General features: G+C 61.9%; 10 protein-coding genes and 1 riboswitch. Of the genes, 5 read left to right on the plus strand and 5 right to left on the minus strand.

The genetic code is table 11. From position 1 onward, the window contains the following. On the minus strand, positions 1-1,224 hold a 1,224-nt coding region (locus ACIREA_RS17580), incomplete at its 3' end, for a phosphomethylpyrimidine synthase ThiC (RefSeq protein ID WP_397383622.1). Positions 1,225-1,286: 62 nt separating this feature from the next. Beyond that, a riboswitch (TPP riboswitch) is annotated at positions 1,287-1,398 on the minus strand. A gap of 217 nt (positions 1,399-1,615) precedes the next feature. Between ACIREA_RS17580 and ACIREA_RS17585 the strand changes: the two genes are divergently transcribed. The 3 genes from ACIREA_RS17585 to ACIREA_RS17595 all read left to right on the plus strand — a co-directional run bounded on the left by ACIREA_RS17585 (position 1,616) and on the right by ACIREA_RS17595 (position 5,076). Continuing rightward, a complete protein-coding gene (locus tag ACIREA_RS17585; protein WP_397383623.1) occupies positions 1,616-2,974 on the plus strand; it encodes a vanadium-dependent haloperoxidase in 1,359 nt (452 codons plus the stop codon). 29 nt (positions 2,975-3,003) lie between these two features. Beyond that, positions 3,004-4,188, plus strand: a complete 1,185-nt coding sequence (locus ACIREA_RS17590; RefSeq protein WP_397383624.1) for a serine hydrolase domain-containing protein — start codon at positions 3,004-3,006, stop codon at positions 4,186-4,188. A 72-nt stretch (positions 4,189-4,260) separates the two neighbouring features. Next, complete coding sequence (locus tag ACIREA_RS17595; protein ID WP_397383625.1) at positions 4,261-5,076, plus strand: superoxide dismutase; 816 nt, start codon at positions 4,261-4,263, stop codon at positions 5,074-5,076. A gap of 82 nt (positions 5,077-5,158) precedes the next feature. On the opposite strand, the gene ACIREA_RS17600 is transcribed toward ACIREA_RS17595, so the two are convergent. From ACIREA_RS17600 to ACIREA_RS17615, 4 genes are read right to left on the minus strand one after another with little or no spacing between them, the layout of a single operon-like run. Further along, entirely contained in the window at positions 5,159-5,731 is a 573-nt protein-coding gene (locus tag ACIREA_RS17600) for a hypothetical protein (RefSeq protein WP_397383626.1), read from the minus strand. Positions 5,732-5,745: 14 nt separating this feature from the next. Then, positions 5,746-6,783, minus strand: a complete 1,038-nt coding sequence (locus ACIREA_RS17605) for a hypothetical protein (protein WP_397383627.1) — start codon at positions 6,781-6,783, stop codon at positions 5,746-5,748. Further along, positions 6,783-8,387 (minus strand): hypothetical protein, encoded by a 1,605-nt coding sequence (locus tag ACIREA_RS17610; protein ID WP_397383628.1) that lies wholly within the window; start codon positions 8,385-8,387, stop codon positions 6,783-6,785. The genes ACIREA_RS17605 and ACIREA_RS17610 overlap by 1 nt, the downstream gene beginning before the upstream one ends. 11 nt (positions 8,388-8,398) lie before the next feature. Then, positions 8,399-9,172 carry a metallophosphoesterase family protein gene (locus ACIREA_RS17615; RefSeq protein ID WP_397383629.1) on the minus strand — a complete coding sequence of 258 codons (774 nt, stop codon included), beginning with the start codon at positions 9,170-9,172 and terminating at the stop codon, positions 8,399-8,401. Between the two features lie 83 nt (positions 9,173-9,255). Here ACIREA_RS17615 and ACIREA_RS17620 point away from each other — a divergent pair, with 83 nt between their 5' ends. Further along, positions 9,256-10,017 carry an ABC transporter ATP-binding protein gene (locus tag ACIREA_RS17620; protein WP_397383631.1) on the plus strand — a complete coding sequence of 254 codons (762 nt, stop codon included), beginning with the start codon at positions 9,256-9,258 and terminating at the stop codon, positions 10,015-10,017. A 153-nt stretch (positions 10,018-10,170) separates the two neighbouring features. Further along, positions 10,171-10,454: hypothetical protein (locus ACIREA_RS17625; protein WP_397383632.1), on the plus strand; the 284-nt coding region annotated here is incomplete at its 3' end.

The raw sequence follows: 10,454 nt of genomic DNA on the forward strand, positions 1-10,454 counted from the left end.
GACGTCGTAGGCGGCCATGATGTCGCAGATGTCGTCCCAGTGGGTGTAGAGGAAGTTTTCCTTGTGGTGGGCCAGGCACCACTTGGCCATGATGCTGCCGCCACGGGAGACGATGCCGGTCATGCGGGAGGCCGTCATGGGCACAAAGCGCAGCAGCACGCCGGCGTGGATGGTGAAGTAATCGACGCCCTGCTCCGCCTGCTCGATGAGCGTGTCGCGGAAGAGCTCCCAGGTGAGGTCCTCGGCCTTGCCGTTCACTTTTTCCAGGGCCTGATAGATGGGCACGGTGCCGATGGGCACGGGGCTGTTGCGCAGGATCCACTCGCGCGTGGCGTGGATGTTCTTGCCGGTGGAAAGGTCCATGACGGTGTCGCCGCCCCACTTGGTGGCCCAGCGCATTTTCTCCACCTCTTCCTCAATGCTGGAGGCCACAGCGCTGTTGCCGATGTTGGCATTGATCTTTACCAGGAAATTGCGTCCGATGATCATCGGCTCCAGCTCGGGGTGGTTGATGTTGGAGGGAATGATGGCGCGTCCGGCGGCCACTTCGCTGCGCACAAACTCGGGCGTGATCTCATTCGGGATGCGCTGCGGGAAGCGTTTGAAGATGCCGGGGGTGTACTCGCTCTGCACCTGGGAGGAGCCCACGTGCTGCTTGTCGAGGTCGTTGCGGACGATGTCGGTGGTGAAGTCCGCGATCTTGGCGCGCTTCATGTTCTCGCGGATGGCGATGAACTCCATCTCCGGGGTGATGATGCCGGCGCGGGCGTAGGCGAGCTGCGTGACCACCTTGCCGGGCTTCGCCTTCAGGGGCTGGCGCTGCGCATTGATGGGGGCCTTCAGGGGGCTGAGGATGCCTTCGCGCTTGGCGGCGGCGTATTCGGCGTGGTTGGCGGTGAGGTAGCCGTTGTCACGGGGCTCGATGGCGCGGCCTTCGTAGGCTTCCACGTCATTGCGGGCGAGGATCCAGGCCTTGCGCAGGCCGGGCAGGCCTTCTTCCACGGTGCCCTTGTAATCCGGGTCGCCCCAGGGGCCTGAGGTGTCATAGACGCGCACGGGTTCATTCTGGATGATGCGGCCATTGAAATCCTTGGTGGGGGAGAGGGTGATCTCGCGCATGGGCACCTGCACCTCCGGGTGGATCTGGCCCTGCACATACACGCGGGCGGAGGCGGGGAGTTGCTCGGAGGAGTGGGGCTCGAAAGATTCTTGGGCGGCGATCATGGGGGAGGGGAAATTCTTGGTTCTTTGTTCTTAGGTGGGGCGGCTGAATAGCCGGAACTGAGATGAACCTCCGAGCGAACTCCCTTCGGCGGCATGACCCGCATCAGGTTCGGAGGGTTCGGATCCAGGAAGATCCATCTCAGTCCCTGCAATGGGACGCCCCTGTCGTGACGCGGTTATGGTGCGGCCAGTAGGGCGAAGGTCAAGGGGAAGTGGGCGGGGAGTTGATGGGAAGAGGTTCGCCGCAAAGGGGCGCAAAAAGACGCAAAAAGATGATGGGGGAAGGGAGGCGGGGGCCACTGCAGAGGGAGGTAAAGAGGGGGCTAGGAAAAGGACAGAAACTCGTTGTTTACTATGGTAATTATTGTAAACTTAGATGTTTTATCAGTCGATGTTGCGCTTTCACCCCCATTTTTCCGGCCTTTTCGCGAGTGCCGCCCTGCTGCTGACCGCAGCCACGGCGGTGCGTGCGGACATCGTCTCGGACTGGAATGCGCTGGCGCTGACGTCCATGACGGCCAATGCGGACCCGCTGGTGGCGCATGATCTGGCCATCCTGGCGGCGTCCATGTACAATGCGGATCAGAGCATTGCAGGCACCTACAACACCTACGGCTACGGCTCTTACCCCGCCCCCGGTGCCGGGCCTGCAGGCGCGGACTCCCAGGCGGCGATGATCGCGGCGGCCAACACTGTGATGCAGTATCTCTATTCGGGATCGAGCTCGGAGGCTACCTCCCTCTACAACAGCCAGCTCAGCGGCATTGCCAACAGCCAGGCGAAGACCGACGGCATCGCGTGGGGCGTCACCATCGCCAACAATTTTCTGAGCGCGCGTTCGGGCGATGGCTCGGCCGATGCCGCCACCACCACTTACTCCCCCGTGGGCACCATCGGCTACTGGCAGCAGACTTCCGCCGCCGGCGCTTTGCTGCCGGGCTGGGGCAGTGTGGGCACCTTTGCCATCCCGGGAGTGGGCTCCTACCTGACCACGCTGCCGGGCGGCTCCGTCACCTCGTATTTGCAGTCCAGCCAGTATGCGGCGGATTACGCCCAGGTGAAGGATCTGGGGTCAAACTTCAGCGCCACGCGCACCTCGGATCAGACCAATCAGGCCTACTTTTGGGCGGCCGGAGACGGCACGGTGAAGATGTCGGGCATGTGGAATCAAATCGCCCAAACCGCCGCCGTCACGGCAGGCCTGAGCACCGCCGATACAGCACGCCTGCTGGCCACCCTGAATGTGGCCATCGCCGATGCGAGCACCGCCGCCATGGCCACGAGCTACGACACGCAGTTCTGGCGTCCCGAAACGGCCATTGCCAACGGTGACATCGACGGCAACGCCAGCACCGTGGTGGATTCGTTTTGGGCACCCTTGATCAATTCCCCCTCGCTGCCGGAATACGTCTCGCTGGGTGCCACGATCAGTGAAGCCGCCGCCGTCGTGCTGGCCTCCTACCTCGGCGACAATGTCTCCTTCAGTCTGGGCAGCGACATCAATGGAGACGGGAACATCGATCTGACGCGCAACTTCACCAGCTTCAGCCAGGCCGCGAACGAGGCGGCGATGGCGGGTGTCTATGGCGGCACGCAGTTTCAGACTTCCATCGCCGACGGGCAGATCCTCGGATCGAACGTGGCGAATTACGTGCTGGCCAACAACTTCACCGTCGTGCCCGAGCCCGCCGGAGCTGTGCTGGTATTGTGTGGTGGATTGTTTCTGCTGGGTGCGCGCAGACGCCGCTAGATCCAGCGCCGCCGATGCGTTGATTTGCGATGAACCGCATCGCATGTTCCGTCTTTTCCGCCCTCCTTCTGTTTCCCGCGCTGCTGCCCGCGCTCGATGAAGCGAAGCTGGCCGCCATCCATCCTGCCATGGAGGCCGCAGTCAAAGCCAAACAGGCCGCTGGCATCGTCACCTTGGTGATGGAAAAGGGGAAGGTCGTTCACTTCGATGCCGCAGGCATGGCCGACATCGGCAAAGGCCGTGCGATGGAAAAAGACGCACTGTTCTGGATCGCCTCGATGACGAAATCCATCAACGCCACCGCCGTGATTGTGCTGGTGGATGAAGGCAAGCTCTCGCTCGATGAGCCCGCCTCCAAGTGGCTGCCAGAACTCGCCAAAGTGAAGCTGGCCGATGGCAGCGCGCCGGAAAAACCCATCACGCTGCGCATGCTGCTCAGTCACACCGCAGGCATCGCCTTTCCACGTCGTGCGCCATCGGACGGAGCCATCTCATTGAAGGCCTACGTGGCCTCTTTGCTCAAGACCCCGCTCGCCTTTCAACCGGGCAGTGCCTACGAGTACGGCTTCGGACCCACCGTGTCAGGGCGGATCATCGAGCTCGTCTCGGGCATGAAGTACGACGCGTTTTTGCAGGCCAAGATTTTCGCGCCACTGGGCATGAAGGACACGATGTTCAATCCCGATGACGCCCACCGCGCACGCACCGCCCGCACCTACAAGATGGATGACGAAAGTCATGAGCTCGTGCCCGGCTACAATCCCTTCGTCACCAGCGACGCCAGCGTGCTGCACATGACGGAGCCAGCAGGCGGCCTCTTTTCCACCGCTGCGGACCTGGGGCGCTTTTACGCGATGATCGCCAACGGCGGCGAGCTCGACGGAGTGCGCATCGTCAGTGAGAAATCCGTGAAGGACATGACCACCCCGGTGAGCGCCGGTGGCAAACAGCTCAACTACGCCTGCGGCTGGCAGGTGAACACGGCCACGCAGCGCGTGAATTCGCAGATGCCCGTGGGCAGCTTTGGTCACGGCGGCGCCTTTGCCACGAATGGCTGCATCGATCCGCAGAGCAAGATCGTCACCGTGTATCTGGTGCAGAACGTGCTGGTGCCAGAAAGTGGCAAACCTAAGGATGAGTTTCAAAAGCTGGTGATGAAAGCCGCCGACATCCAAGTGGCGGCACCACCGACAATAAAGAAGAACAAACCTTAAACTCATTGCAGTGTTAGGCGAGGTTCTTGCTTGCTCAAAGGGTTGAGAATCAAGTAATCTCGAAAATATCGAATGAGAAATTCAGCAGTCACCCGCCGCGCCTTTGTTTCGACCGGCTTTGCCGCCGTGACCGGGACTTTTTTAGCCGCTGAGGAGCAGGTGATCGCCCCGCTGGGAATACCGCTGCATCAGGAGCCGCTGGCGTTTGATTTTGACGCTCTGGAGCCGCACCTCGATGCGGCGACCTTGAAGCTGCACTACAACAGGCATCACGGTGACATTCTCGAAAAGCTGACCGAGACACTGCAGCCGCTCAATCTGAAGGTGGGCAACTTATCAGTCCTGATGCCCAACATCCCCCGGTTGGTGCTGCCGATCAACCCACGCAAAACGGTGGTGCGGATGGGTGGCCCGCCTCTAACTCTTTCTGCTGAAAGCCAGCGGGATCTCCGTCAGTATGGCGGGGCGCACATCAATCATACCGCCTTCTGGCGCTTCCTGGCACCGGCAGGCTCAGGGCCCGCCGGACCGGAGGGCAAGGTGGCTGCAGCCATTGTCAGCGAATTTGGCGGCTTCAATGAATTCAAGACCGCCTTCACCGAAGCCGCCATGAAGCACTTCGGCTCCGGGTGGGCTTTCCTGGTGTACCGCCCGGATGGCAGGCTGGTCATCACCACCATGAAGAATGAGGACAATCCGCTCATGACCGATTTTGTGAAGCCGGAGGAGCAGGGCAGGTTCATTCTGTGCCTTGATCTCTGGGAGCACTCCTACTATTTGAAGTATCGGAACGACCGCAGAAAATACATCGAGGCGTGGTGGAATGTGGTGAACTGGAATTTTGTGTCGCGTGCCCACACCATTGTCACTTTAAAAGGACGGGTGTGAAAGGTGGCACGAACTTCAGCCCGTTCTGGAAAGCGCCCGCAGGCCACCTTGAATGAGCTAAAGCTCATGAGCACTTTCCAAACTAGCGTGTGGGATAAAGATCGGGCATCAGCAGCGGGCGCAATACCATGGGGGTGAGCTCGCGTGGCAGCGGCACCCACGGGTGACCTTTGTCATTCTTCCGCAGGCCCCACCAAAGGCGGCCGCCATTGCGCCAGGGATCGATCACGAGGCCGTCTTCAAAACGCTGGCCCTTCGCGGTGACGATGATGCCATGGTGTTCCAGCCAGGTGTCGCGTTTTGAGGAGGTGAGGTGCAGCTCCAGCGTCTTGAGATTGAGGCGAAACAGGAATGGGAACAAATCATCCCGCCACTGGTAGCAGAGGCCGCGCTTGCGCAGGCCGGTGTTGACGAGGCCGTTGTTCATCCATGGCAGGGCTAAGGGTTTGAAGTCCTCGGAGAGTTTGGCGGATTCTTCGATCGCCGTGGTGGCCAGCCGGTCGGCCTCGCGCGCGCTCACCGTCGGGGACAACTGCTGGAGATCGTTGCTGAGCTGCCGGGCTCTTTCCTGACGCAGGGCTGGCGTGTCAGGAGTGACGCAGGAGTCGAGAGCCAATAGCAGGAGCAATGAGCAGATGCGCGAGATGGTGAACATGCGGTGCGGAAAAATCAGGACAGCGGGCCGTGGGCGGCTTCATGCAGCGCGCGGGCCTGCTGCTGCCATTGCTCACGGGTGGCGCGGTTTTTAAAGGCCAGGAGTTCGCTGAAGGCGCGCTGCTCGTCCTCATTCCACTGCGCGATCTGCCGCCAGGTGCGGATGCCGTGGGCGCGAAGCTGCTCGCTGATGATCTTTTTGATGCCCTTGATCTGCGTGAGATCGTCATCCGGCACGGTCAAGAGTGCGGATTCCCCCTCCTCCACACGGCGAAGCACCTGTGTTTGAAGTCGTAGCCTTTCGATCTCTGCCGTCGCGATGGCCAGACGCTTCTCACTGTCGGCCAAACTGCGGCGGGCGAGCCCCAGACCAGCGGGATCGGCAGGTGTTTGTCCTTCGAGTTTGGTGATGCGGCGCTGCCAGTCGTCGCGCTCCTGCGTCAGCGTGGCGAGGCCGGTCTGATGCGTGCTGAGCTGGCCTTCGAGCACGGTGACTTTTTCGCGCAGCGTGGAGGTGGCGGCCTTGGGTTTGGCCGGAGTGCTGCGTTTGCGCTTGGGCTTGGCCGGGGCTTCTGCCGTCTCGACTGCAGCAGGAGCAGGAGCAGGAGCAGGAGCAGGGGCAGGAGCAGGGCTGCGCAGGTTTTCGAGTTCCACTTGCGCGGAAGTGTGTGCCGCACGCAGGTGCTCAAGATCTGCCAGAAGCCGGGCCATTTCCGTTTCGAGCGCCTGTGCGGCTTCGTTGGCCTTGGTGGCCTGATCCTGATGCAGGCGTGCTTCGCTTTGGGCGGATTTCAAATCGCCGCGCAGAGACTGGAGCTCCGCTGCAACCGCCGGGTCTTGCGGGGCGGGGGGTGCGTTGGCGGCAAGGGCGGTGGCGCGGTCGGTTTCAGCCTGGCGCAGGGCTGCTTGCGCCGTGTCGATCTGTGCGGCCAGCTCATCAATGCGCTTCTGCATGTCACTGCCACGCCACTGCCAGCCGAACCACGCAAACAGAGCGGCGGTGAGGCCGAGCAGCGGTGCGAGGTAGAGCAGCAGCCAGAGGAGGGAGGACATCAGTGGAGGGCAGGGGGCGTCAGGTGCATGCGAAGCTGCTCGATCGCCTCGGCAGCGAGATCTTCAACAACAGCGGCGGGAATACCGGCAGGAATGCGGCCGGATTGGGCCAGCCCGCCCGCTTCGACGAGTTCACGTGTCACTGGAATAAGCGTCCAGGTGCTGCCTGGTTTGGCGAGGGCAAACATCCCGGCGCTGCCGGCGGCGGGTGGCGGAGGCAGGCTTTTGAGGGTGTGCAGAATGCTGCCGGAGGGCTCGCTGTCGCCGCTCACATGCACCCCGTCACTGAAGACGATGTACTGCGCGCCATAGGCCATCCGTACCGCGGCGATGAGCTGGGCGCGCACCGCTTCTTCGGCGACCTGTCCCGAGACGAAGGCCTTTGTGCCAAAGAGTGTGATGGCGATGAATGCCGGGTCTCTGGGCTGGGAGGGAGCCGGTGAATGGGAGCCGTCTCCTTGCAGCCAGTTGCTGAGGGCTGCGCTGTCGCTTTGCAGCAGCCTGGCTTCAAGCCCGCGCGGCAGATCGTTCTTCCACGACTGCTCGCGGGGGGCGACCTGCCAGTCCACGGGCTTCCAGGCTTCACCGCTGAAGCTGAGAAAACAGGATTTGCCACCCGCCTTGCCCTCCTGCGGCAGCAGGGCGGTGGTGATGGGGCCAAAATCACCGCTGGGGCGGCGCTCCGTACTGACGCGGATTTCATCATGCAGGCGGCGAGGTGCGAAGTTGGCCAGGGCATCTTCGAGAATCTCCTCCTTCACGGCGGCGCTGCCGACTTCGCCCCGGAGGATGATCTGCTGATCACGCACCGCGATGAAGAGGTAACCCGGCGGCAGTCTGGCCAGGCGCTCGCTTTTCGCCTGGTCGAGGTGCTGCTGCTGTTGGGTGGCGCGCAGCTCTTTCAATGCCGGGCGCACCTGCTTCTGCCATTCGTCCTCGCTGACTCCCAGCGCGAGCGCTTCAGTGAGCAGTTCGGCGTCAGATTTGCCCAGGGTCAGCTCCTTCCATGACTGGCCGATGCGGGCCAGATAAGCCTGCGCACTGGACTGTGGTGCAGGAACCGTGCGCAGGGTGGTGGAGACGCTGGCGGCTTCGTCGTGGTTCTCCGCGTCGGTGCCCGGCATGCCTTCGCTCACGCCGCCCCGGAGGCTCCAGGCTTCCTGCACACTGCGCGCGAGGTCGCGTGCTTCATAGGCGTTGGCGGTGGTGCCCAGCAGACGCGCGTGCGCTCCGTCGGCAGCCAGCAAAATCCAGCCGGGAGGGCTGGGGATGATTTCAACCTCGTTCTGCAGACCACCGACCGGATTGAGGGAACGTCCGAGGCCTAAGGAAAGCGGTGCAGGCAGGCGCACCTGATCACGCACGGTGGTTTCGATCAGGCTGCGGTCCTCCTGCGTGCGCACGCTGCCGGTGAGGCGCGCCTTTTGGCCGTCGAATTCCAGGTGCAGGCCGCCAAGGCGTTTGCGCAGGGCGGGCTGCTGCGAGAGCACCTCCTGGGCTGCCGTTTCCAGATCCCGCTGCAGGTTCGGCAGGCACACCAGCGCACCGACAAGCCAGAGCGCGAAGAGAGTGGCAGCAGAAAGGATCCAGCGCGCGCGAGTCATGGCGGGAGAGGTCACGCTTTTTCGGTGAGCATGCGCACCTCGTCGAAGCTGTAACGACGTGTCTCGCCACGCTGATTGGTCTGCAGGAGGGTTTGCGTGCCGGTATCCAGCGAAGTGAGCCAGCCCTCCCCATAGGCCCAGGTGTCGAGGCAGATGCGTCCGGGGAGAATTTGAGGCAGTCCACTCTTCTGGGCGGTGTGTCCGCAGACCAGCGTCTTGCCCGAGAAATGCGGGTGGGAATCATCAAAGCGCCGCCAGAACAGCCAGTCGTCGCTCTGATCAGGCATGGGCAGCATGGCGTTTACATTCGCATGGGCAAAGATATGCGTGTCATTCGTATGCCAGCGGCGCAGGCGCTGGCTCAGGAAGTCCCAGTGCTCCTGCGGGATGGCGTTCCAGTCTGGGGCGTCCATGATACCGTAGGACTGCATGGTCTGCCTGCCGCCGACGCCATACCATGAACCGGGATCAATGAGCTGGCTGCGGGCGTCGAGCATGAGGATTTCATGATTGCCGAGCAGTGGGACGAGCTGGACGCTTTTTTCCAGTTCCAGCAGACGGTCTAGCACGCCGCGGCTGTCCGGGCCGCGGTCCACGTAATCGCCCAGGGTGACGATTACATCGTCGCTCTGCGGGGCCAGCTCCTGCAGCATGAGGTCGAGCGCGGTCGAGCAGCCGTGGATGTCACCAATGACCAGAGTGCGCCCGCAACTGCGTTCACGTGAGGGGAGTTGGACTCTTGACGTATGAATGTCGGGAGTGTCGTCGCTGACCAAAATGGGCATCGTCCAATCTTGCGCGATGAGAGCCGGACGCAACCACCGATCATCGTGTTGGCACAATCCCTTTCGCCATGCAAGGTAGGGGAATGCCACTTCCCCCGCAGCCCAGCACCAAGAACCCCGGCCAGCCGTATATTGAGGGCGTTCAGCCGATCTTTGCGGCCCGTGGGCTGCGCAAAGTGTATCAAACCGGAGATCTCAATGTGGTGGCGCTCCAGGGGGTCGATCTCGATTTCCACCCGGGTGAGCTGGTGGTGCTGCTGGGCGCGTCCGGCAGCGGCAAGTCCACCCTGCTGAACATTCTCGGCGGCCTGGACATCCCCACCTCCGGCTCCCTGCGCTACAAAGGCTGGGACCTCTCCGGCGGCGGCGAGCGCACATTGACGCAGTTTCGCCGCAACTGCGTGGGCTTCGTGTTTCAATTCTACAACCTCATCCCCAGCCTCACCGCCCGCGAAAACGTGGCCCTCATCACCGACATCGCCCCGGACCCGATGAAGCCGGAGGATGCGCTGGACCGCGTGGGCCTGAGCCATCGCCTGGATCATTTCCCGTCCCAGCTCAGCGGCGGCGAGCAGCAGCGCGTGGCCATCGCCCGTGCCATCGCGAAGAAACCCGAGGTGTTGCTGTGTGACGAACCCACTGGTGCCCTCGATGTGACCACCGGCATCACCGTGCTGGAAGCCATCGAGCGCATCAATCGGGAGCTCGGCACCCTGACCGTCGTCATCACGCACAACGCCGCCATGTCCGCCATGGCCGACCGCGTCCTGCACCTCTCCGACGGGCACATCGTCAAGGAAAGCCGCAACGAGACGCGGGTGGATGTGTCCACCCTGCAGTGGTGATGGTTTGTGAGTTGCAGTCCATGCGATTCGCGGTTTTGGCTCGCCGCATTGATCCTGACATCATATTCTAAAAGGAAAAATGGCCTTGGGCTCAACAACCATGATCATCACTTCATTATGATTTGCAGGCTTCCCCACAGGCCCATTGTTGTGATGATCCTTGTTTTCTGCCTGGTGTCTCCCTGGTCTCGCGTCCAAGGACAGCAAAGGGAAAACCCTGTCGAGTCGGCCCTCATGAACGGACGATGTGTCGATGCCAAGGGGTGGAGAGAACTCGCGGAGTCACGCTCTTTTGAAAGCGATCTTGTCGATGCTCTGGAAGAAGTGGCTGATATTGAGGAGCCTTCAGCGGGTATGAGAATGTCCTTGTTGCTGCTTCAGGAAGAGAAAATTCTCGGTGACAGTTGGACTGGCGATTATTTTTCCTGTGTTTCGTT

The sequence above is a fragment of the Prosthecobacter sp. genome, assembly GCF_044373815.1.
In the GTDB taxonomy this organism is placed as follows: Bacteria; Verrucomicrobiota; Verrucomicrobiia; order Verrucomicrobiales; family Verrucomicrobiaceae; genus Prosthecobacter.